The sequence below is a fragment of the Pedobacter kyungheensis genome (genome assembly GCF_000812965.1).
In the GTDB taxonomy this organism is placed as follows: Bacteria; Bacteroidota; Bacteroidia; order Sphingobacteriales; family Sphingobacteriaceae; genus Pedobacter; species Pedobacter kyungheensis.
The window spans coordinates 401,482-425,135 of sequence record NZ_JSYN01000002.1 but is presented as its reverse complement, the minus strand read 5'-3'; the positions used below and the strand labels follow the sequence as shown (position 1 = coordinate 425,135).

Genomic DNA, 23,654 nt, shown 5'->3' with positions numbered 1-23,654 from the left:
TCCCTGAATTGGAATGGCTTTGAAAATATTAATCGATAAGAAAATAATCTAATTAAACATTCCTTTTAACTTATCCATAATCCCACCTTCACCGGCCTGACCACCTTGTTGCGATTGCCCGCCATTGAACATGCCAATCACATCGCTCACATCAAATTTACCGTCCTCGCCACCTAAACTACCTAAAACATCTTTGAGGTTAAACGAACTATCGTTCGGATCGTTGGTTTTTTGGGTAAATTTGGCAATCAGCCCCGGAATAATACTCGATGCCAGAGATTTCGCTGTATCGGCATTAATCCCCAATCCACTTAACTTATCAATAAAACTACCAGAAGCTTGTTCGGCCACCTGGGTGCCTTCGGCTTTATTGCCGTTAAAAATATCGGTAAGGGCGCCAATATTACCTGATGAAAGCTGGTCTTTTAAAGAATCGAAAATGGAGCCGGATGCAGCCTGAATAACCGCTTCATTTTTTTCATTCGGAATAGCGGCATTATTTACAACGCTTTCCTGTACGTTTTCACGTACCATTTCATTTAAATTTTCTAACATGGTGGTAGAATTAATGGTAAAACAATAGATGCTTAGTTAACAGGGACGTTGATATTAAAGTTACACGCTTTATTTGAGATTTAAAATTCTTAATGATTTTTGAACATTAAAAAGACCATTTTAAATTTTTGCTTTATTACTTTTACAAAAAACCCAAAATTATGTTACCTAAAGTAAATTTTACCGAAACAGAGGCCTACAAATACCTGGCCGATCATTTTATAGATATTAACCAGAAAAGCATTAAAGATCTTTTTGCTGAAGATGCAGATCGTTTCAATAAGTTTTCTGTTTTTTTTGAAGACATTTTACTCGATTACAGTAAAAACCGAATTAGCGATGAAACATTAGCATTATTAATGCAACTGGCGCGCGAGTGCAAGCTGGATGAAGCCATTAAATCGATGTACAATGGCGATAAAATTAACGAAACGGAAGATCGTTCGGTACTTCACATTGCTTTACGTAACCTGAGTAACACCCCAATTTTGGTTGACGGTAAAGATGTAATGCCTGATGTGAATGCGGTGCTGGCAAAAATGGAAAAATTTAGCAACAGCATTATCAGCGGCGAGTGGAAAGGTTATACCGGCAAAGCCATTACCGATATCGTAAACATTGGTATTGGTGGTTCTGATTTGGGTCCTGTAATGGTTACCGAAGCCCTAAAACATTATAAAAACCATTTGAATATTCATTTCGTTTCGAATATTGATGGTACACACATTGCCGAAACTTTAGCTGATTTAAATGCCGAAACCACTTTATTCCTGGTAGCATCTAAAACATTTACTACACAAGAAACCATGACCAATGCGCATTCTGCACGTACCTGGTTTTTAGAAAAAGGTGGTAAAGAAGGCGATATTGCCAAACACTTTGCTGCATTATCTACCAACGCAAAAGATGTAGCTGCTTTTGGTATCGACACTGCAAATATGTTCGAATTTTGGGATTGGGTTGGAGGCCGTTACTCATTATGGAGCGCCATTGGCCTGTCTATCTCACTGAGCATTGGTTTCGATAATTTTAAACAACTGCTTGCCGGAGCACATGCTACCGATAACCACTTTAAAACTGCCGAATTCGAAAGCAATTTACCTGTTATATTAGGTTTGCTGGGTGTGTGGTACATTAATTTCTACAATGCTGAAACACAGGTTATTTTACCTTACGATCAGTATATGCATCGTTTTGCAGCCTATTTCCAGCAGGGAGATATGGAAAGTAACGGTAAACATGTAGATAGAAACGGTAACGAAGTGGATTATGAAACAGGGCCGATTATCTGGGGTGAGCCAGGCACAAATGGCCAGCATGCTTTTTATCAGTTGATACACCAGGGTACACGTATTATCCCGGCCGATTTTATTGCACCAGCACAGAGTTTAAATCCGCTTGGCGATCATCACCCAATTTTGTTATCTAACTTCTTTGCGCAAACTGAAGCTTTAATGAACGGTAAAACCGAAGAAGAAGTTATTGCTGAGCTTAAAAAAGAAGGTAAATCGGAAGCGGAGATCCAAAAAATTGCTCCTTTTAAAGTTTTTGAAGGTAACCGCCCAACCAACTCTATTTTATTGAAAAAAGTAACTCCTTATACTTTAGGTAGCCTGGTTGCCATTTACGAGCATAAAATATTTGTACAGGGCATTATCTGGAACATCTTTAGTTTCGATCAGTGGGGTGTTGAGCTGGGCAAACAACTGGCTAAGAAAATCCTTCCTGAGCTAAACGGAGATGAAAAAGTTGCAAGTCACGACAGTTCTACCAACGGACTGATTAACCAGTACAAAGCCTGGAGATAGCAGAACAACAAACATTTTTTGACAGAGTCCCCGACGTGTAAAACGATCGGGGATTTTTTTTTGCAAAAAATACGGCTTTAGGGCAACCTTTCTAAAAACGTGGCCGTAATACAGTTAAGAAACTTAATTAACAAAACGTAACATTAATCCATTATTCAGTAATTAAAATTTTGCTTGTAAAGGCTTTCTAAATACCTGTTAGCTAAGCTTTACTATGAAAAACAGACTAATTACCTGCTAAAGCATTACCATGAGAAAAACAGCCCTTTACCTTTGCATCACTGCGTTCTACCTAACGCTTTTTGCATGCTCGAAGAAACAAGCCGAAGAGCTTAAACCTGAAATCAATACAGGCAGCGTAACTAAAGCCAATGTGAGCTACAACAACTACGTTGGTGCACTTTTAACCACAAAATGTAACAATTGCCATGGCCCTAACGGTGGGCAAAAAGGAACCTGGCTCTTTAACGGCATACAATCAGTTACTGGCGATACACGTGTAAAAACTACTACCCTGGTAACCATGAATATGCCTTTAGGCAGTTCCTTAACGGCACAAGAAAAGCAATTATTAACAGCCTGGTACGACAGAGGAATGCCAGCAAACTAAACAGGAAAGCCATGAAAAAACTATTCATCACCCTTATGCTGGTTTCGGCTTTTGCAGCCGTACAGGCACAAATGCTCATCAGTAAAGATGCAACCATTTCATTCTTCTCTAAAACGCCGATGGAGGATATTGATGCAACAAGTAAGACAGCTGCTTCGGGCATTAACATTAAAACCGGCGAAGTAATCTTCAAAGTTAACAACAACAGTTTCCAATTTAAAAAGAAACTGATGCAGGAGCATTTTAATGAGAATTACATGGAGAGTGATACCTACCCTACTTCCGAATTTAAGGGTAAAATAATTGATGCTGTTGATTTATCTAAACCAGGAACATACACTGTTGCAGTAAAAGGCAATTTACAGATTCACGGCGTAACCAAAACCTACCAAACACAGGCAAAAATTATCGTTACTGCTGATGCCGTAACTGCAAATGCGGCTTTTAGAGTAAGACTGGAAGATCATAAAATCAAAATACCAACCATCGTAATCGCAAAAATTGCCGAAGTAGTGGATATTAAAATTAATGCCATTTACCCCACAAAAAATTAAGTCATGATGAAAATTTACAGCATACTAATAATGATGAGCCTTGGCCTGTCTTCAACAACCTTTGCACAAGACTCGCTGGAAAAAGCACTGCAAATGCCGGTAACCAAAAGCAAGGTGAGCGCAACTTTTAAATCGCCGAAGTTGATTAATATCCAAACCAACGAAACCATTTTTAAAAATGAACTCGATTTTAGGGTAGACCACCGTTTTGGTGATATTGCGGGGCAAAGTGGCGGCATTAAAAATTTCTTTGGACTGGATCAATCTACCGATGTTCGCATTGGCTTTGAATACGGAATCAGCGATGATCTTTCGGTGGGTATTGCCAGGGCCAAAGGAGCCGGTCCGGCTACCCAATTATACGAAGGCAATCTTAAATACCGGTTGCTAAGGCAAACTGGCGATGAAAAAATGCCATTGAGCGTTACACTTTTCGGCAGCAGTACTATATCGGCTGTAAAAGCCAGTACCGACCCAACCTCCGCTATTGCATACCAGGATTTTCAAGACCGCATTGTGTATGTGGTTCAGGCTGTAATTGCACGCAAGTTCAGTCCTGATTTCTCGATGTTAATCATGCCATCTTATGTACACCGGAATTTTACCGTTTTTGGTGATCAGAATGATCTTTTTGCCCTTTCGGTAGGTGGTCGTATCAAAATCACCAAACGCATGGCATTTGTAGCCGATTACACCCTGCCGTTTAGAGATGATAACAAAAAGGCTTACCTCGAAAATCTTTGGGGAAATAAATATTACAATACATTGGGTGCGGGTTTAGAATTCGAAACCGGCGGTCATATTTTCCACCTCAATTTCACCAACGCAACAGCGATACAGGAATCGCAGTTTATAACCGACACCAATACCTCATGGACCAAAGGCCAGTATCGCTGGGGTTTTAGTATCGCACGCAGGTTCTCTTTCGATAAGAAAAAGGATAAAGCCCAATAATTTAAATACCACTGATAAACATTGTTAATCTAAAATAAACTAACTGAAAAAATTATGGAACGTAACGAATTTATCAAATCCTTAGGCCTGGGTGTTGCCGCTGTGTGCACTGGAGCCTGTTTTTCGGCCTGTGGCAAAAAGAGCGATTCGCCCGAACCCGGCAAACCAAATGGTGGCGGAGTACCTCCAGGTACAACAGCCAGTGTTGATCTCACTACGCAATTGCTCACTATAGGAGCATCAGTTACCGTAAGCGGAATCCTGTTTATCAGAACGGCAACGGGCAATGCAAGCACTTCATTTGTGGCTACCCAGGCGACCTGTCCGCACCAGGGTGGGGCATTAAGCTTTATTCAGGCCAGCAATTATATACAATGTGCATTGCATAGCTCGAGGTATACCACATCGGGAAGCATTTTAGCCCAACCCAACGATGGAGGAACTACCAGTGCCTTAAAAATTTACGCGGTTACCGTTTCGGGCAATACACTTAGTGCATCAGCATAAAATTTTACTATTTTAAGGGTAAAGCAGTATCACAAAGTGGTGCTGCTTTTTTATTGCGTCCTATTTTAGATTAAACGGTTGCATTTTGCCCCTTAACATCAAATGCATCGCGAAGGCCTATAGCCAGCACATTAAATGCATAAACGGTAAGCATGATGGCTAAACCAGGAAAAACGGCCAGATAGGCCGCATCCATAATAATATAACCATAATGCTCTTTAATCATACTGCCCCAGCTTGGCATAGGGGGTTGTGCGCCGAAGCCTAAAAAGCTTAAACCGGTTTCGAGTAATATCGCCGAGGCAAAATTAGAAGAGGCCACGACTAAAATAGGCCCTGCTATATTGGGTAAGATATGTTTAATAATTATTTTACTGGTACTAAAACCCAGCGCCCTGGCCGCCTCCACAAATTCGACTTCTTTTAGGGCCATAACCTGTCCGCGCACCAACCGGGCAACATCTACCCAGGTAGATAAGCCTACAGCGATAAAGATTTGCCAGAAACCTTTTCCCAGCGCAAATGATATAGCGATAACCAACAGTAATGAAGGTAAAGACCATACCACGTTCATAAACCAGCTGATTGTCGCGTCAATCCGGCCACCAAAATAACCTGCTACAGCACCTAAACTCACGCCTATGAAAAGCGAAATAAGTACTGCCATTAAACCTACTGATAGGGAAACACGGATGCCCAAAATTACGCGACTTAATAAATCGCGGCCATAAATATCAGTTCCTAAAATATACGTCCGCTGGTAAATGTTATTTTTTTCAAATAAAGATTGAGGTGTGCTCATTTTAGCTGGTAAAACACAATCGGGGCATAAATCTTTTAAAGCATATTGGGTTTCCTTTGCTTTTTCATCATCGCCAATATATTCCTGAACCAAAACATTTTGTCCTACTATTTTATAGCCTGTAATTGGAATACTTTTAAAGGTTGGGGTTTGACCAAACAGCATTTTTTCGAAAAAATTTACTTTTTCTACTTTTGGGTTGCTGCTCGTAATGAGAAAAGTAAAGGTACTGCCAGGTTTCTTTTTATTTAGCTGCAGTTTTTGCAGGTTCGCATCCGGAGAATCGTCGGGCATAATGGCATAGCCTAAAATGCCCATCACCATCAATAGTAAGATAAAAATCAATCCGCCAAAAGCAAATTTATTCCGCTTAAATTTTAACCATACTTTTTTTGATGGGCTATTATCCATTATCTAACCATTCTGCCTTTCCAATTGTATTTTCCGCTGTTGCCGGCAATGCCGATATACACCATGTATAGGATGTGCAGGACATTTAACACCGGGATTAAAATGAGCAGGCTACGTCTTTTGGCAAAGCCCGTCACATCCCATAAAAATAAGCTTTCTAAAACCATTTTAACCAACAATTGATAAAATGTAATGGTTAAAAAACCTGGTATAAATAATCCTGTAATGAAATTGGATAATATGCTGAGGTTGAAAATCCAGATGAGTACCCCCAGCACAATAATCCCCTTGTTTTTATAACGGGTACTTTTTGAAGCCCAACGCCTGCGCTGCTGAATAAAAGCACTTAAATTTTCTTTGGCATGGGTATATACAATTGCTTCCCTGTTTTTAAGGAAGCCAATTTGGTCGGGATATTTGGCCGCAATTTTATGCAATAACAATTCATCATCTCCTGAAGCCAGATCATCAATACCCTGAAAACCGCCAACCTCGTAAAAAGTTGTTTTCTCATATGCCAGGTTCGCGCCATTACAGGTAGAAGGCTGTTTATTGCCGATGGTAGATGCACCCAGGCCAATCAGATATAAAAATTCAAGCGATTGCAGCCTTTCGAAAAAGCTCTTTTCCTGAAAATAGGCTACCGGTGAAGAAATCATTTTATATTTCTTTTGCTCAAACAACTGCACAATGGTACTTAGCCAGTTTTCACCCATTCTACAATCGGCATCTGTGGTTACAATTAAATCACCGGAGCAGGTACCTATTGCCGTTTGTATGGCTTTCTTTTTATATGAATTTAAGGCACGGTCCTCATTTAGTTTAATCAACCGTACATTTCGATCGGAGTAACTCAATACAATTTCAGCTGTAGCATCAGTTGAATGGTCGTCGATAATGATAATTTCGGTTAAAACCTTTGGATAGGTCTGAGCAATCAAATCGTCGATCGTTTTGGCAATATTAGCCTCCTCATCTCGCGCAGCTACAATAATCGAAACTTTGGTTTGCGGATCGGAAATTTCGGGAATAAAATAAGTTAAATTATGCCATCCCCTGATAAAATTAAGCACGAGAAAAGCATAAATGAGGGTTAATGCAGCGGATAATAGACTAATTAGATTTAAGATTTCCAAAAAAGTTGAGTTTAAAAACGAAATAAGCGCCTAATATAGCAGGAATTATAATATTTATGAGCCAAATACTTGCGGTACATGCAATAACAGCAACATGCTGATCGGTTACATGTTTAAACAATTCTACAGCGGTAACACTTCTTATGCCAACATCAAACAAATCTAACGAAGGCAGGGCCGATTGTACCAGAAACAGCAAGCAAGTCATCATTACAATATCTGCATAATGCAACCCGGGTATTAACCAGATAAACAGGATAAAGTATTGCGAACTGAATACCAGGTACCTGGCCAGGCAATAACCAATGATGCGAAGCAATTCTTTCCTGCGGTAACGGCCTAAAATACTGTAAAACTTTTTGTACTTGCGGGTAAATTTAAAAGATAGCAGCAAACCATTTAGCCATTTGATATTGAAATAAAAAACAATAAAAAACAGACAGAAAAATACGGCCAGAAAAACTACGGCGATAAACAATACCCGATCAACCGGGATAAAACGGTAGACAAAAAAACAGGCGGCTATTGCGCCAAAAACATTGGTTAACACCAGTTGGCCAATGCTGCCAACACTCATGGCAACAACGCCAACAATCCGCCTTCTGGGCGAAAGAAAAAATACCCTGCCCCCATATTCACCCAAGCGGTTTGGGGTAAAAATAGCTAGTGTTAAACCACAAAAAACTGATTCAATAGCCCGGTAAAAACTAATGGCTTCGATATGGCTCATTAAATACTTCCATTTTGCCGCCTCGAGTAACCAGTTTACAAACATCAGGATTACCACCAAGCCAATTACAGCCGTAATTTCGAGCTGATCGATGTCTTTTAACAGCGTTCGGAAATCGCTCAGGTTTTTATTGGCAACAAGCTTGTGGTAAATAAACCAAAAGGCAAAGAGCACAATGGCGGCTTTTATAAGTAATGATAATATTTTTTTGTTCTTGCCTGTCAAACTTGTCTTTTTAGATTGCAAATATGCTTAATATTGCTGTAATGTTGAACGAAAAAAAGGAACGGGTTATTATGGGCATCGACCCGGGCACTGCGGTGATGGGTTACGGTGTGATTTTAGAAAAGGGAAATAAAACAGAGTTGATTAGTATGGGGATTGTAAAAATGACCCATCTCGATGATCCTTTTCTTAAACTTCAGCGCATTTTCGAAAAAACCGTTGTTTTACTTGATCAGTATAAACCTGATGTACTGGCCATTGAAGCCCCTTTTTATGGCAAAAATATTCAGGTACTGTTAAAATTAGGACGTGCACAGGGAACCGCTATTGCTGCTGCCTTATCCAGAAATATTTCTGTAACTGAATATTCGCCCAGAAAGATCAAACAATCCATTACAGGTAGCGGAAATGCCACTAAAGAACAGGTTGCAGCAATGTTGCAAAGGTTACTAAACTTTAAAGAAACACCCGAATTTTTAGATGCCACTGATGGACTGGCTGTTGCGGTTTGCCATTCGTTCCAAAAAATTACAACTGGCGGCAAATCTAAAACCTACTCAGGCTGGGAATCTTTTGTGAGTGATAATAAAAGTAAGGTTACAGGGGTAAAAAAGGCTACAGGTAAACTTAAGGGGTAGTTTAAATGGTCTGTGTAGGCACAAACCATTAGGGAAAACAATCGTCATCCTGTTCCGATAGCTATCGGATTTCTGCCCCGCCGGTCAGACGGGTATTTCAGGGTCTCCCTTTTTTTAAATACTTTTCAGGAAATAAAAAAATGGTTCGTGCGGACACGAACCATGGAGCGATTTATAAATATCACTTATTGCATTGCCCGATCAATCAAATTCCGGGTAGCCAGATCAGTTGCCAGTTTATTTTTTCTGATGAGATATCTTGCTACAAAAAATACACCTACACCAACCAGTATCAACATCCAAAGGTTAGAAAGTGCAAGGATAATTTCTTTAAAAATGGTCCAGCCGTTTACAAGGCCTAACCAAAAGCGATCGGCAAAGCCTGGTTTGTAATCGTACACATTATCATTGGCCACAATCATGGTTTTAACGGTATTATCCTGATAAAAATTTAGCGTAATGGTGCTATACTTTACGCGGTTATCAATCAGCAGGTTTTCGATTTTCCGGTCAACATAATCATCTTTGATCAAAAGCGAGGTTTCTACATTCGGACTTTTCTTTGTTGCCATTTTATTAATCCGCTCAACGGCTTCTACCCTATTGTTGGCTTTGAGTTTATTGGACAGGTAGTTAATGCTCTGGTCGTCCATTTTCATGGATTGGTTATCGACAAATACCGCCATTTTAGCAATGGCGTTGGTAAAATCATCGAGCCTTTCTGATGGCACTTTAGCCACGAGATAGCCTTCTGTACGGTAAGAGGTAATTTCTTTAAGCGAATCGATAGATTGTTTAACTTTCTGGCTTTCCTGTATTACACTTTGGATAGAAAACTCGGCTACAGTGCCTCCCTGCGCTTTAATGGTCTGGCTTAATTTCTCTTTGGTATTTTGCACATCCTTAACGCGGAAGCGCATATCGGCAGTTTTAATAATTTTGGGGGCAACTGTACTGGTGGTACTATCAGTTGCACTGATTTCCTCAGTTGAGGCTACTGAGCCATATTTTTTTTCAGCGTTCTGGCAGCCGAACAGACATGCGGCTACGGCCATAGCAATAATAATCCTTTTCATGATTTAGTGGTTCTAAGGGGTTAATCATTTGTGTGATATTATCTTCGCTGGCCATTGAAGTCGCGGTATCTTTTTATTTTTTGTACCGCGTTTTCCCTTTATACTAAAATTGGTTTAAGGTAACCCATAGCAGTTGGGAGTTGAGAGCTTGGAGTTGAGCTTTACAGCCATTAATTATCCCAGTTGAGTGCTTTGAAGCATCAATTAGGCTAAAAAAATATTTTTTTTGAAAAGCACAAAAACAAAAAAAGCCTGTCATGAGTGAACAAGACAGGCTTTATTATAGAGAGAAAATATGTTATGCGTCTAAAATTTTGAATACACCTTTAATGGCGATAATTGCACCGATAAACAAAACGATCCACGATGCTAAAGATACTTGCCATGAATCGTAAGCGAAACGTGCGTAAGTACCCACAATGCATATCAGTACACCAAAAACCATCAATTTATAAATTCCTGGCTGGTTAGCCGTTTGCATACTTTCTGTATTGTGCTTTAATTTATTGTTCTCCATAATGTTTATTTTTATGTTGCTGCAAAAGTAATACTTATTGCTGAATAATTACAGAAACTTAGTAACTTTTTAATCGTTCTAAACGTTGCTTTGCCTTATCCTGATCAGATAGCTTTTCACCCTGATACAAAGGCTTTTCCCAATCGCCATACATGGGGTTGGGCAATACAATAAATTTCACCCCGAAAAGTGCCTGATTTAAGTTTACCTGCTCGTTTGTATTTTTATTTTCACGATAAAAAATATTCGAAAAATCACTCAGATTATCGCCACAAAGCATTAAAATGTTATGCGTTTCGGCTATTTTTTGCCGGCGAGGTTCTTTATTCGATGTGCCTTTCGAAACCAGCAAGTGTGCATCATCCGCATAAGGGAAACCAAATTTCTGCAGGTTTTTTAAGGTTGCAGTATAGTCCTTTTCATCGCGGTTGCTGAGGTAAAAGGTTTCAATGTTTTTGCTTGCTGCAAACTTAAGAAAAGCAAGTGCCCCCGGAACGGTGTCAGCCTGTACTAAATTGGTCCAGGTGGTCCAGTCTGCAGGATTGTAACTTAGTCCTTTCTTAATTTCGTGCCCCTGAAAAGCTGAGTTATCCAGCACAGTTTCATCAATATCTACAATTACACAATTGGGTTTTCTACTCGTATCAGCCCATACTGCCTCCTTTAACGATAAACGGGCAAAGTTGTAGGCCTGAAAGCATAAAGCGCGGTATTCGCCCGAGGTTTGTTGCCAAAGTACTGCATTGGTATAATCTCTTGCCGGATTCTGCGCCTGAGTAAAAAACGGAACGAGCGAGAGCATAATGAGAATGTATTTTTTCATAACCTGATATTAGGTTACAAAGATATTAAAAGTCCATAATTAAGCTGTTTAAGCTTGCACATTGAAAGGTAAATTAAATACGTCGAAGTACAAATCAACCGACCAAGCCGACTAATTATTCGAATATTTTTAATGAATTAAATTTTTAGTTATAAAATTTCTTAGTTTTGAGCACACACAAATAAAATCACTACATTATGAAATTTAAAAGCTTATTGGGGCTAGCTATTGCCCTGTTTTTCTTTGCTGCGTGCAAGAAACAAACCATTGCAGAAATTAGTACAACCGATTTTAATGTTAAAAAAAATCACTGTATCTAACACAGTCAATTGAACTGAATGCAAAAGATTCAACTGCAGGCAATAATTATGTCTGGAACTATGGTGATGGAACTACGGAAACTAAAGGGAGTAAAACTGAGCATCGGTACAAAACTTCAGGTATTTTTGAAGTAAGTCTAACTGTTTACAACAAGACAAGCAAGACTAAAATCAGAGTACTTCCAGGAGATATTAGTTACCAAATCAAAAATAACAGTTCCTTCGATTTAGATCTGAATTCTTATGTAAACCTACCTGTTAATACCGTAAAATCAGTATTAAAACCAAACGGACTCTCGGATACTATTTATGTTAAATTACAGGCAACGGGAGATTTATTGCAGGTTACAAACATTAGCGGCATTGCGAAAGGAAAAGCATTTCGTTTTGATGAAATGTTTTGGCAAAAAGATTCAATGCATAACATACTCTCAGTAGACAACAATACTAAAATTCAACTTGGCGCACATGGTGAATCGGGTATTAGTTCTACACTCGAAAATTTATAACAACCAGTAGAAAGCACGAAGCTCATTTCTTAACTGAGATGGGCTTCATTCATATAGTGCGTTTAAACATCCAAAAACTTCCCTTATCGCCTTCTGAGACCAACAGTGCCCTTGCACCCGGTTATACTTTAATAAATGTAACAGGGAGCTTATTTCTACCCTTTTCATTCCATTTAATAATACAAAAAGTATAATAATTCTGGATTTAGAAAATATAAAGCACAAAAAAACCCATTCCAATTAAGAAATGGGTTTTAATATGTTTTGTTATTCAGACTCCAAACTAAGGACTCCGAACTCCAAACTTAATGTTATCCTTCTAATGCTGCTGCACCACTTACAATCTCAGTCAACTCAGTTGTAATTGCTGCCTGACGCGCCTGGTTGTACGAAAGTTTTAATGCTTTCAATAGCTCACCTGCGTTCTCAGTTGCTTTATCCATTGAGGTCATACGTGCACCATGCTCAGACGCGTGCGAATCTAATACGGCTTTGTACAACTGGATTTTAATCGATTTAGGGATTAACTGCTCAACAATTTCTTCTTGCGAAGGCTCTAAGATATAATCAACATTGGTTGTTTTCTTATCTGCTTTTGTTTCAGTTACAGGTTCAGTTTTAGGTAAAGGTAATAACTGTTCTGTAGTAATAAACTGTACAGCTGCATTTCTGAAACGGTTATACACCACCTCCACTTTATCAAACTCGCCTTTAACAAAGCCAGCCATAATTGCATCGGTAATTTTAGTTACATTTTCGAAAGTTAAGTCCGAAAATATTTCGTTATTGTTACCGATAACGTTGTATTTGCGTTTCTCGTAAAAATCCTGCGTTTTCTTACCGATAGAAATAATGCTTACATTACCGTTTTTCAACTGTTCGCTATACTTCTCAGCAATTAAATTATTGGCCGCTTTAATTACGTTCATGTTAAAAGCGCCAGCCAAACCACGGTTTGATGATACAGTAACAATTAAAACCTTATTGGGCTCACGCTCCTGGATAAAAGGTGATGAAGAGCCTTCTAAACTGGCCGAAAGATTACCTAAAATCTCTTTCAGTTTAGTTGCATAAGGACGTAAAGCGATAATTGCGTTGGTAGCACGTTTCAACTTAGCCGCCGAAACCATTTTCATAGCTTTGGTGATTTGCTGTGTTGATTGTACCGATGCAATCCGGTTTCTTACTTCTTTTAAATTAGCCATTCTTTAAGTATCGAAGTATCAAGTACCAAGTATCAAGTTAGGAAAATCTATCTTGATACCTGATACTCACTACTTGTATCTAATTAGTATTTACTTGAAATTTCTTTTGCTACTGTATCTAAAACACCAGTAATGCTGTCATCAAATTTACCAGCTTTTAAAGCCGCTAAAGTTTCTGCATGACGCAATTCCAGCTGAGTTAAGAATTCAGTTTCAAATTCTTTTACCTTGTTAACGGGAACGTTACGCATTAAGTTTTTAGTACCAGCGTAAACAATTGCAACTTGTTTCTCAACAGTAAATGGAGAGAATTGCGCTTGTTTCAACATTTCTACGTTACGTGCACCTTTATCTAATACCGATTTAGTTGCAGCATCTAAGTCAGAACCGAATTTAGAGAAAGCCTCTAACTCGCGGTATTGAGCCTGATCTAACTTTAAAGTACCTGCTACTTTTTTCATCGATTTGATTTGCGCGTTACCACCCACACGTGATACAGAGATACCTACGTTAATCGCCGGACGGATACCTGAGTTGAACAAGTTCGACTCTAAGAAGATCTGACCATCAGTAATCGAAATTACGTTAGTTGGGATATAAGCAGAAACGTCACCTGCCTGAGTTTCGATAATTGGAAGTGCTGTTAACGAACCTCCACCTTTAACGATATGTTTAATCGACTCAGGTAAATCGTTCATGTTTTTAGCGATATCATCGTTAGCGTTGATTTTCGCAGCTCTTTCTAATAAACGACTGTGTAGGTAGAAAACGTCACCTGGATAAGCCTCACGGCCCGGTGGACGACGAAGTAATAAAGATACTTCACGGTAAGCCACAGCTTGTTTAGATAAATCATCATAAACAATTAAAGCTGGTCTACCTGTATCACGGAAAAACTCGCCAATTGCAGCACCTGCAAACGGAGCATAGAACTGCATTGGAGCAGGATCTGCAGCCGAAGCAGCAACAACAACTGTGTATGGTAAAGCACCGTTCTCTTCTAATGTACGTACAATGTTAGCTACAGTAGAGTTTTTCTGACCGATAGCTACATAGATACAGAACACAGGCTGACCTGCTTCATAAAATTCTTTTTGGTTGATAATGGTATCGATACAAACGGCAGTTTTACCAATCTGACGGTCGCCGATAACCAACTCACGCTGACCACGACCGATTGGAATCATCGCATCGATTGCTTTAATACCAGTTTGTAAAGGCTCGTTTACCGGCTGACGGTAAATTACACCCGGTGCTTTACGCTCTAAAGGCATTTCGTAAGTTTCACCTAAAATCGGACCTTTACCATCTAAAGACTCTCCTAAAGTGTTAACTACACGGCCAAGCATACCTTCACCAACTTTAATAGAGGCAATTTTTTTGGTACGTTTAATGGTATCACCTTCTTTGATCTCGTCAGAAGCACCTAAAAGTACCACACCAACGTTATCTTCTTCCAGGTTTAATACGATACCCTGAAGTCCGTTTGCAAATTCAACCAACTCTCCTGATTGAACTTTAGTTAAACCGTAAACGCGGGCAATACCGTCGCCTACTTGCAACACGGTACCAACTTCTTCCAGTTCGGTTTCTGATTTGAAGCCCGCCAATTGCTGTCTGATAATTGCCGATACTTCGTCTGGTCTTACCTCTACCATAATTTTACTTTATATCTTTTTATAAATGTTTAGTGCTTAGCGCATGGCGCCTGGCATTTATCGCCATCCGCTTATCGCAATGTTTTTTGTTCGGCGTTTGGCGTACGGCGTTTCCTGCTATACGCTTATCGCCATGCGCTATTGCGCAAATTCTTTTTTAAGTTTATTTAAACCGCTGGCAATACTTGCATCAAATTGCTTATCGCCTACTTTTAATATAAAACCACCAATTAGTTTTTGATCAACTTTTTCGTTTACAATAACTTCATTAGCGCCTAATTCCTTTTTCACAATGGCAACAACCTCTTCCTTAGCTGCAGCGCTTAAAGCGGTAGCAGAAGTAACATCAGCAGTAACGATACCTTTAATCTGATTGTATTGTTGCACAAACTGTTTTGCAGTAGCAAATAAAATAGCCGAACGACCTTTGTTAACCACTGTTTTGAAAAAAGTAGTTGTTAACTTACCTACCTTATCAGCAAAAATACCATTTAAAATTCCGGTCTTTTTATCTAAAGGTACAATCGGGTTCTTTAATATCGCTTCCAGCTCAGGGGTTTCATCAACCACTTTTTCAAATAAAACCATATCGTTATAGGCATCCTGCAGTGCATTGTTTTCAATGGCAAGGTCTATTAGTGATTTGGCGTATCTGCTTGCAACTTTAATTTCTGACATATCTTTTGGGTTGGCGTTTAGCGTTTGGCGTTTACTCCGCCTACCGCTTTACGCAATACTCTTAGTTTAATTCAACGTCTTTTAACAAGTTAGCAACTAATGCTTCCTGTTTGGTTTTATCATCTAATTGTGTACGTAAAACGCGTTCAGCAATTTCTAATGATAAAGTAGAAACCTGATCTTTAACTTCAGCTAAAGCTGCTTTCTTTTGGTTTTCGATTTCGATTTTAGCTTTCTCGATCAATTTTGCACCTTCAACCTGAGCTTGTTTTTTAGCTTCGTTTAGGATACTATCTTTTAAGGTTTTAGCTTCCTTCAAAATTTCGTCGCGCTCAGCACGTGCCTGTTGCATTAAATCCTGGTTCTGGCTGGTTAAACGGGCCATTTCCTGTTTAGCCAATTCAGCTTTGTTTAAAGCCTCATCAATGCTTTGCTCACGTTCGTGGATAGCACCTAAAATAGGTTTCCATGCAAACTTTCTAAGTATAATCAATAAACAGATGAATGCTATCGATGTCCAAAAAACCAATCCTATGCTTGGGGTTACTAATTCCATTTTATCTAATTTTTAAAAACAATCTTTTTAATAAGGCAGGGTAAATAACCAATCGTTAAATACCCTACCTAATTCTTTCAGTGATTATTAACCGTTTAAGCCTAATAATGCAACTACCACACCGAATAAAGCAGCACCCTCGATAAGGGCAGCAGCGATAATCATTGCAGTCTGAATTTTTGATGCAGCTTCTGGTTGACGAGCAATACCTTCCATTGCTTTACCACCTACTTGACCGATACCGATACCTGCACCGATTACTGCTAAACCGGCACCGATTGCCGCGATTGAACCTACCATAACTAATTTAATTTATATTAATTTGTAAAAAATAGTTTTCTATTAATGATGTTCTTCTACTGCCATACCAATAAACAAGGCAGTAAGTAATGTAAAAATAAAGGCCTGTAAAAATGCTACCAGCAATTCCAACACATCCATAAACAATACGAATGCAACTGAAACCGGAGCGATAGCCAATGTTTCGAAAATAAAGATTAACGAGATTAAGCTTAATACGATAATGTGACCTGCAGTGATATTCGCAAACAAACGTACCATTAAAGCGAAAGGCTTAGAAATAATACCAATAACCTCCACCACAACCATTAAAGGCCACAACCAGAAAGGAACGTCAGGTAAAAGAATATGCTTCCAATAATATTTGTTACCATTGATATTTACAATGATCAAAGTACCCAAAGCCATTACGAAAGTTAATGCAATGTTACCCGTTACGTTTGCACCTCCCGGGAAAATTGGAACTAAACCTAATAAGTTGTTAAACCAGATAAAGAAAAACACGGTTAACAAATAAGGCATAAATTTATTGTATTTATGACCGATGTTTGGTTTAGCAATATCATCTCTAACGAAAACAATAATTGGCTCGATTAAAGATTGTAAACCCTTAGGCGCTTTACCTACACGTTTTTTGTAGGCACCAGCTACCGAAATGAAAACGATTAATATCACCAGGATTGCTACGAACATCGCAGCAACGTTTTTAGTGATTGAAAAATCTAAAACTGAAGTAGCTTCATCAACCTGACCATTTGCACCAATCACTTTAACATGATCTTCTACCAAACGGTAAGTATTATAAGTTCCTTTATAATCTTCTTCACCATGATGAAAGTGCGCAGAAGAGAAAACTTCTAATCCAGCTGGTGTATATAAAATTACAGGAAGAGGTAGTGAAGTATGCCCCCACAGGTGCCACATGTGCGAATCCGCAATGTGTTCCATAATTACTTTGGTTGGCTCGAATTTTTCTTTGCCATGTCCAGCTTCTGCTCCATGCTCACCCGAAGCTGCATGAGCAGATTCGGCAACAACACTATCAACAGGTACAACAGCGCTATCAACTTGAGCGAAAGTATCAATTTTGATAGATAAAAACGCGATTAAAAGCGTAAAAACAATAGTTAGCCTTTTAACTTTAGACACAAAAACTCGGTTACAATCCATTTATTGGCAGTTTTTTACTTTAAATTTTGGTGGCGCAAGTTACGTAACAAACAGTAAATTTCAAAGGCCGTAAACAATAAATATAAAGAAAAAAAATTAAGCAGAAATACTGACCCAATTCCCTTAGCTTTTATACTGTAAATCAAGACAAAAGCCATACAAAAAATCATCTTCACCCCTATCGATCCCATAATAGCCATAATACCTACCTCAGGGTCGCGTTTTATCCCGATATCAACCAGCATATAGGCGATATAGGTAATACCAGCCAAAAAGCCGAACATCACCCAAAAATTAGGGATAAAAAGTTGGGTATTAGGAAATAGTAAGGGTAAAACGGCAACAACGCCTATCAATAAGCCTACGAAGATGAAATAGATACTTGTAAATTTGGCCAGAGTCAATGGAATAATTTCTTAGCAGATTAAAACTCCGGCAAAGATAAGGTTTTTAGTATCAAGTAAGTAGTGTGTTGGGGAATTATTGTTTAATTGGTTAACTGTTTGAATTGGTTAATCGGTTAAGTGAAGTGCTGCGCGGACATTGCTGGATTGTTAAATTGTTTCATTTCTACTGGTATCAAGCCCAACAATCTAACAATAAAGCCATATAGCAATTTCGGTTAACTGTTTAAATTGGTGAATCGGTTAATTGAAAGCTGTCAACTGAAAACTGTAAATTGTCAACTGAAAATTAACCCCTGGTAACCTGCCTGATGGCCTGATAAAGTGCGATTCCCACCCCTGCCAAAGCAAAAGCTGCAGTAATTAAATTGGTTTTGCTATGTCTGTGTTCATCGATTTTGTAACCAATAAAAGTTAAAAGACCAATGGTAGCAATCATCTGGAAGCCGATGGCCGAATATTTTGCGGCAGTATTTACCTTTTTCTTTGTATCTTCCTCTTTCGGATTTTCCATTATTATTATGGTTTTTGATTTTCCATTCTAAAATTACCAAAACCAGCAACATTTATTATGATCATTATCGCTGAAAAAAAGTATAGATTAAGTATGAATGCTATTCCAACATGTAATGAAACGACCAGTAACAACCAAAATAATCTTGTTCTTTTAAAATTCATAAAAATCGGATAAAGAAGTTCTATCAATATTGTCCCCCAGCCTAGCAAAACAAAGATTATTGGGTATTTAGACAAATAATCGAAACTCCCAGCATAATTGTAATTAAAATAAGGTAGATGTATAGCTTTCCAGATTGACTCCCCATTCCACCAATTAAATCCTAATAGTTTACCGAATCCCGAAAAAAAATACATTATTCCCAGATGTAATTGCAACAACCTTCTAAAGGGAGTTGGATTAACACTAAAATTATTTTTTAAAATAAGATTTCTTAAGGAAGAATATTGGTCTAAAGGAAAAATAAGACAATAAAAAAGAGCAATGCTAGAAAAGTAGTCGACACCATAAGAATAAAAGGGTGTTCCTCGAACTAATAATAAATGAAGGATTATAAGAAAGAATGAAGATAACCTTGAAAAAAAACCAAAAAACAATGCTAAACATAAAAAAGAATAACATACCTTGAAGCTTAAAAGAACTTTTTCGACATTTAAATCAAATTCTTTGTAGAGATAATCTAATAATTTAGGGAGTGAAAAAGATTCATTGTATACATTTTGCACTCTTAACGGAATTAATCCATCGTTAGAGTAGAAATAGTTAAAGTCTTTTCCCAAAGAAAAAAAATGAATCAAAAGAAAAAGACTGACTGATACTCTGAAAAACAAAAGAAATAGCATATCCTCCTCTCTTCTATCGAAGAAATAGCGGCGAAGTTTTACAAGCATTCTACCTATAATTAACTTTATATGAATCAATTGGAATGTAAGAAGGAGTTACAACTCCTTGATTAAATTGCTTTAATGTCGGATATTTTGGTAAAAAAAGTATAACATCCATTTTAGATTTAGGCGGGTATTTTTTTAATATTTGCTTAGACATGGACTTAACAACAACATCTAAATATAATAGATAATTACTTTTCTCTTTTACATTATATTGCTTAAGTCGTTCTTGAAATTTCCCCATTAATGTTGCATATCTTGATATACTTTCTACATTAGAAAACTCAGGCATATACAATATATCAATTATTTTATTCGATTCATTCTTAACGATAAATTGAATCTGACAAACACTTGCTACATTCGGAGCAAAAAAACCATAGCCTGTGTCAAGACCTGTAAAAAAAGTGTAATTACTAATTAGAAAAGATCGAGATATTGAATTTAAAGTTTTTATAGCCCTTGGCTCCTTATTCTGTTTAGAATTTTCATGATACAATTGATACCAACTATTGATTGTAGTTGATATACTTATCAATATTATCACTAAAAAGTGAAATAAAGCAAAAGACAAAAATAGATTTTGCTTGCTTTTAGTGTTGAGAGTATTTATAAAAAACATAAAAAAAGGTTAGGATGTAACCACCCTAACCAATTAAATTGTCTACTATTTGTATTCGTTAATAATTGCGTCTAATGCCTTTTTTGTTTTTAAAGCACTTTTATCAACAGAAGAATTATCACTAATCACCCAAAATTCCGTAGTCAAAACATCCCATGCTGAAGTTTGTTTAAATGAGATGTAAGATTCTACTCCTTTGGAATCGAGAGCTTGAATTTTCTTCAAATCTTCTGGCGAAATCTTCATTTTTGAAACACTTGTATTTCCATTTTTCAAAATAGCCACCTTACTTACTGGTCTGAAAGCAAAGAACATTAATGAACATACACCAAGAGTTGCGAACAAAATTTGTTTTTTCATAATTTAGTTTTTAATAAGTAAAAATTGTTTAATTAATGCAATATACTAAAAAATTAGTTTTAATAAAATATATTCATAATTATCTTTTATTTATTACTTTATAATTTTCAATTAACTTTGAATAATTAAAATTGACAGCCGATAATAATTTGGCTTACAATTTGTTTATATGTTGAACTAAAGATATCTACCATACTTGAAAAATTACGCTAGCAGAAACTTAAATACTCTCCTCTTCATTTTCAGCCTCCTTTTTATATATGGCTGTGTGGCAAACAAGGATACAGCCGTTGACCGAAGATTTCAGAACCTGACGGCAAGATATAACTATATTTATAACTCAAATGTTTTATTAACCGAATATAACGAGAGTTTACTGCAAAGTTATACCGATAACTACGAAAAAATACTCCCGGTATACCTCGATCCTGAGCCTCAGGTAAATCTGGTACTCACAGCTGGCGTAGCCAATAAACAATTGGATGAGGTGATTACCAAAAGTCAGACCATTATTAACGAAAAAAGTTTTAGTAACTATATCGATGATGCCTACATGCTTTTGGGCAAGGCCAATTATTTAAAGGGTAATTATTTTATTGCAGCAGAATATTTCGATTATACTGCAAAAACCTACAGCAGCGATTTAAAAACCTTTATCATGGCCATGAACTGGAAAGCCCGTAGCCAGATGCAGCTGAACAACATGGTACTGGCCGATAAAATAATTGATACGATGCTTCGTGCCTGCGATGAGCTGAAGAAAGATATTGCCGAGCCATTGGCCACAGCGGCACAGATGCGCATTTACCAAAAACGGAACAAAGAGGCTATCCTTTTTCTCGAATCGGCTATTGAACGTGCAGAAGAAAAACAACTACGCATTCGCTGGCGGTTTATCCTGGCCCAATTGCAAGAGAAAGAAAAAAACATTACGGATGCCTACGCCAACTTTACTAAAGTAGAGAAAAGTAATGCTCCTTTCGAGATGTATTTTCATGCCAATTTAAACCGGATTAAATTAAAGGCATTATTAAGCGGTGAGAAACTAAATAAAGAGCAGCAACTCTTAGCTTTATTAAAAGACGATAAGAACACCGATTATACCGATCAGATTTATTATCAGGTAGGCGAGTTACTCTCTGCCGAAGGAAATTTTGTAAAAGCAGCAGAATATTATAACAAATCGGTACAAACCAGTACCCGAAACCAAAATCAAAAGGCATTATCCTATTTAAGAATTGCTGATTTAAACTTTAAAGAATTTAACGATTACATTAAGGCAAAGCGTTATTACGATAGTACCGTAATGATTTTACCTAAAAACTTTCCTGATTACGATGCGATTGTTAAAAAGGCAAATAACTTGCAATACTTAACAGATCGTTATACACTTATTGCCAAAGAAGATACTGCGCAAGCTATTGCCAAACTGCCTGCAGGCGAACGCGAGGCGAAGGTTAAAGCTTATTTAACACCAAAGGTCGAAGTTGCCAATACTGGAGGGGTTATCAACAATCAGTTCTTAAATGATCCCGATTTTCCGAATCAATCTTTAAATACACCCAAAACTGCTGCCGGTAGCACTTTTTATTTCAGCAATAACGCCGCTATAAGTGCAGGTTTTGGCGATTTTAAAAAACGCTGGGGCAACAGACAGCTGGAAGATAACTGGAGACAGAGTGTGCGTTCATCTGCACAGGAAACCAATTCGGTGCTGGCAGGCGGAAATGTAGCTACCGGCATAACACCGGCAAACGGTACTAACAACCCAACAGCAACAGACCAGACTTCATTGGAGAAACAATTTCTGGATGGCCTGCCAACCACTCCCGAATTGCTTGCTAGCTCTAATCAAAAAATTATTGATGCCTATTTCGAAATTGCCAGCTTTTACCAGCAGGAGCTGGGCGACAAAGCAGAAGCCAATAAAATATACCTGGAATTGCTGAAAAGATATCCGGAAAATAACCACCTGGTTGCCATGTACTATAGTTTATACCTGAATTACAAAGGTGTTGACGAAGCAAAATCGGAAGAATACAAACAATTGGTACTGAAAAAATTTCCTGAATCTAATTTTGCGAAAACCATTTTAGATCCCTCGTATTCTGCTAAACAAAGTCAGCTGGAAAACATAGCCATTAATAATTACAATACGGCTTTTGACACCTATGCGAAGAAAGATTATCCAAATGTGGTAAAACAGGTAAACGATAACATCAGTGCATTTCCAGAAAATGATTTTGCGCCACAGTATGCTTATTTAAAAGCCATTGCAATTGGCCGTACTGCTAAAGTAGATTCCTTACTTACGCAGTTCAACCTGATTACCACACTTTACCCTAACGATAAAATTATTACACCATTGGTGCGCGACCACCTGAAATACATTGAAGCAAACCTCGAAGAATTTAAGCAAAGACCTGTCGCGCTGATTGATTTCGACCCAAATGCACCACGTTTTGTAAGTCAGGCTAACCCTGCTCCTGTTGAAAATAAACCTTTGGTAACCGAAAATGCAACTGTAAAAACTGCTGAGCCTAAAGTAGCCAAACCAGTTGAGGAGGTTAAACCTGCTGATGTAAACAAACCTGCCAGCATTTTCAGTGCAGCAAAATCAGAAGAATATTATTATGTAATTGATGTGGCCGATGCTACTTTAACCCTAAGTTCATCGCGCTTTGGTTTGGGTCAGTTTAACCGGGGTAACTATCCCGACAATGATTTGGTACATAAATTGGTAGAGCTTGATAACGATCAGTTGATTTATGTAACCAGTTTTATCGATTTGGAAGATGCGAAACTTTATGAGTCGAGCATTGTTGGCCAGTTAAAGAACATTATGAAAGTACCGGCCAACCTGTACAAAGGCTTTATCATCAGTAAAGAAAATTTTGAAAAACTAACCGACAGGCAGCGTATTAACGAATACCTGGAGTTTTTAAAAGACAATTATAAGTAAGCGAAAAGACTAAAGCTGAAAGACCAAAGCTTATATGCGCTTAAATATCTTAGGTGGTGAAAAAAGCTGAAAGACTAAAGCTGAAAGACCAAAGCTTATATGCGCTTAAATGTCTTAGGTGGTAAAAAAGCTTAAATGCACTTAGTGTTAGGTCTTAGAA

General features: G+C 37.9%; 26 protein-coding genes. 9 read left to right on the top strand and 17 right to left on the bottom strand.

The annotated features are described in order from the left end of the window. Positions 1-48 precede the first annotated feature (48 nt). Positions 49-555, bottom strand: coding sequence for a hypothetical protein (locus OC25_RS02755; protein WP_039471407.1), 507 nt, complete (start codon positions 553-555; stop codon positions 49-51). Between the two features lie 161 nt (positions 556-716). Between OC25_RS02755 and pgi the strand changes: the two genes are divergently transcribed. The 5 genes from pgi (at position 717) to OC25_RS02730 (ending at position 4,988) form a co-directional block, all read left to right on the top strand. Next, positions 717-2,363, top strand: a complete 1,647-nt coding sequence (gene pgi, locus OC25_RS02750) for a glucose-6-phosphate isomerase (RefSeq protein WP_039471406.1) — start codon at positions 717-719, stop codon at positions 2,361-2,363. 250 nt (positions 2,364-2,613) lie between these two features. Continuing rightward, a complete protein-coding gene (locus tag OC25_RS02745) occupies positions 2,614-2,973 on the top strand; it encodes a hypothetical protein (protein WP_039471405.1) in 360 nt (119 codons plus the stop codon). Between the two features lie 11 nt (positions 2,974-2,984). Next, on the top strand, positions 2,985-3,527 hold the full coding sequence (locus OC25_RS02740) for a YceI family protein (RefSeq protein WP_039471404.1): 543 nt from the start codon (positions 2,985-2,987) through the stop codon (positions 3,525-3,527). A 3-nt stretch (positions 3,528-3,530) separates the two neighbouring features. Continuing rightward, a complete protein-coding gene (locus tag OC25_RS02735; RefSeq protein ID WP_039471402.1) occupies positions 3,531-4,481 on the top strand; it encodes a DUF5777 family beta-barrel protein in 951 nt (316 codons plus the stop codon). Between the two features lie 54 nt (positions 4,482-4,535). After that, a complete protein-coding gene (locus OC25_RS02730) occupies positions 4,536-4,988 on the top strand; it encodes a QcrA and Rieske domain-containing protein (RefSeq protein ID WP_039471400.1) in 453 nt (150 codons plus the stop codon). Between the two features lie 70 nt (positions 4,989-5,058). Here OC25_RS02730 and OC25_RS02725 read toward each other — a convergent pair whose 3' ends face one another. Genes OC25_RS02725 through OC25_RS02715 form a run of 3 tightly spaced genes read right to left on the bottom strand, consistent with a single transcriptional unit; the run spans position 5,059 to position 8,292 of the window. After that, on the bottom strand, positions 5,059-6,201 hold the full coding sequence (locus OC25_RS02725) for an ABC transporter permease (RefSeq protein WP_039471398.1): 1,143 nt from the start codon (positions 6,199-6,201) through the stop codon (positions 5,059-5,061). Continuing rightward, the gene (locus OC25_RS02720) at positions 6,201-7,337 is read right to left on the bottom strand and encodes a glycosyltransferase family 2 protein (RefSeq protein ID WP_082018485.1); all 1,137 of its coding nucleotides are present in this window, start codon (positions 7,335-7,337) and stop codon (positions 6,201-6,203) included. The genes OC25_RS02725 and OC25_RS02720 overlap by 1 nt, the downstream gene beginning before the upstream one ends. Then, positions 7,315-8,292 (bottom strand): lysylphosphatidylglycerol synthase domain-containing protein, encoded by a 978-nt coding sequence (locus OC25_RS02715; RefSeq protein ID WP_039471396.1) that lies wholly within the window; start codon positions 8,290-8,292, stop codon positions 7,315-7,317. The genes OC25_RS02720 and OC25_RS02715 overlap by 23 nt, the downstream gene beginning before the upstream one ends. A gap of 41 nt (positions 8,293-8,333) precedes the next feature. Here OC25_RS02715 and ruvC point away from each other — a divergent pair, with 41 nt between their 5' ends. Beyond that, complete coding sequence (gene ruvC, locus OC25_RS02710) at positions 8,334-8,930, top strand: crossover junction endodeoxyribonuclease RuvC (protein ID WP_052265920.1); 597 nt, start codon at positions 8,334-8,336, stop codon at positions 8,928-8,930. Positions 8,931-9,115: 185 nt separating this feature from the next. Here ruvC and OC25_RS02705 read toward each other — a convergent pair whose 3' ends face one another. From OC25_RS02705 to OC25_RS02695, 3 genes are all read right to left on the bottom strand, one after another. Continuing rightward, positions 9,116-10,006: a DUF4349 domain-containing protein gene (locus OC25_RS02705; RefSeq protein ID WP_245221868.1), complete on the bottom strand. Its 891-nt coding sequence runs from the start codon at positions 10,004-10,006 to the stop codon at positions 9,116-9,118. 298 nt (positions 10,007-10,304) lie between these two features. Then, positions 10,305-10,523 (bottom strand): hypothetical protein, encoded by a 219-nt coding sequence (locus tag OC25_RS02700; protein WP_039471394.1) that lies wholly within the window; start codon positions 10,521-10,523, stop codon positions 10,305-10,307. A 58-nt stretch (positions 10,524-10,581) separates the two neighbouring features. Next, positions 10,582-11,346 (bottom strand): 5'-nucleotidase, lipoprotein e(P4) family, encoded by a 765-nt coding sequence (locus OC25_RS02695; RefSeq protein WP_039471392.1) that lies wholly within the window; start codon positions 11,344-11,346, stop codon positions 10,582-10,584. 197 nt (positions 11,347-11,543) lie between these two features. Here OC25_RS02695 and OC25_RS28415 point away from each other — a divergent pair, with 197 nt between their 5' ends. Next, positions 11,544-11,666 (top strand): hypothetical protein, encoded by a 123-nt coding sequence (locus tag OC25_RS28415; RefSeq protein WP_280740755.1) that lies wholly within the window; start codon positions 11,544-11,546, stop codon positions 11,664-11,666. Continuing rightward, on the top strand, positions 11,657-12,175 hold the full coding sequence (locus OC25_RS28510) for a PKD domain-containing protein (protein WP_082018495.1): 519 nt from the start codon (positions 11,657-11,659) through the stop codon (positions 12,173-12,175). The genes OC25_RS28415 and OC25_RS28510 overlap by 10 nt, the downstream gene beginning before the upstream one ends. Positions 12,176-12,486: 311 nt before the next feature. On the opposite strand, the gene atpG is transcribed toward OC25_RS28510, so the two are convergent. The 10 genes from atpG to OC25_RS02640 all read right to left on the bottom strand — a co-directional run bounded on the left by atpG (position 12,487) and on the right by OC25_RS02640 (position 20,532). Continuing rightward, the gene (atpG, locus tag OC25_RS02690; protein WP_039471390.1) at positions 12,487-13,380 is read right to left on the bottom strand and encodes an ATP synthase F1 subunit gamma; all 894 of its coding nucleotides are present in this window, start codon (positions 13,378-13,380) and stop codon (positions 12,487-12,489) included. A gap of 83 nt (positions 13,381-13,463) precedes the next feature. Then, on the bottom strand, positions 13,464-15,038 hold the full coding sequence (gene atpA / locus OC25_RS02685) for a F0F1 ATP synthase subunit alpha (protein ID WP_039471388.1): 1,575 nt from the start codon (positions 15,036-15,038) through the stop codon (positions 13,464-13,466). 138 nt (positions 15,039-15,176) lie between these two features. Then, the gene (gene atpH / locus OC25_RS02680; protein ID WP_039471386.1) at positions 15,177-15,716 is read right to left on the bottom strand and encodes an ATP synthase F1 subunit delta; all 540 of its coding nucleotides are present in this window, start codon (positions 15,714-15,716) and stop codon (positions 15,177-15,179) included. Positions 15,717-15,777: 61 nt separating this feature from the next. After that, on the bottom strand, positions 15,778-16,272 hold the full coding sequence (locus OC25_RS02675; protein ID WP_039471384.1) for a F0F1 ATP synthase subunit B: 495 nt from the start codon (positions 16,270-16,272) through the stop codon (positions 15,778-15,780). Between the two features lie 87 nt (positions 16,273-16,359). After that, positions 16,360-16,572 carry an ATP synthase F0 subunit C gene (gene atpE, locus OC25_RS02670; RefSeq protein ID WP_025144011.1) on the bottom strand — a complete coding sequence of 71 codons (213 nt, stop codon included), beginning with the start codon at positions 16,570-16,572 and terminating at the stop codon, positions 16,360-16,362. Positions 16,573-16,614: 42 nt separating this feature from the next. Further along, complete coding sequence (atpB, locus tag OC25_RS02665) at positions 16,615-17,742, bottom strand: F0F1 ATP synthase subunit A (protein WP_039471378.1); 1,128 nt, start codon at positions 17,740-17,742, stop codon at positions 16,615-16,617. A gap of 693 nt (positions 17,743-18,435) precedes the next feature. Beyond that, on the bottom strand, positions 18,436-18,660 hold the full coding sequence (locus OC25_RS02655) for an AtpZ/AtpI family protein (protein WP_039471374.1): 225 nt from the start codon (positions 18,658-18,660) through the stop codon (positions 18,436-18,438). Positions 18,661-18,665: 5 nt separating this feature from the next. Continuing rightward, on the bottom strand, positions 18,666-19,553 hold the full coding sequence (locus tag OC25_RS02650) for an HTTM domain-containing protein (protein WP_039471372.1): 888 nt from the start codon (positions 19,551-19,553) through the stop codon (positions 18,666-18,668). Position 19,554: 1 nt separating this feature from the next. Next, a complete protein-coding gene (locus OC25_RS02645; RefSeq protein WP_039471370.1) occupies positions 19,555-20,172 on the bottom strand; it encodes a hypothetical protein in 618 nt (205 codons plus the stop codon). A gap of 45 nt (positions 20,173-20,217) precedes the next feature. Further along, on the bottom strand, positions 20,218-20,532 hold the full coding sequence (locus OC25_RS02640) for a hypothetical protein (RefSeq protein ID WP_039471369.1): 315 nt from the start codon (positions 20,530-20,532) through the stop codon (positions 20,218-20,220). Between the two features lie 196 nt (positions 20,533-20,728). Here OC25_RS02640 and porW point away from each other — a divergent pair, with 196 nt between their 5' ends. Continuing rightward, positions 20,729-23,494 carry a type IX secretion system periplasmic lipoprotein PorW/SprE gene (gene porW, locus OC25_RS02635; protein ID WP_039471368.1) on the top strand — a complete coding sequence of 922 codons (2,766 nt, stop codon included), beginning with the start codon at positions 20,729-20,731 and terminating at the stop codon, positions 23,492-23,494. Positions 23,495-23,654 lie beyond the last annotated feature (160 nt).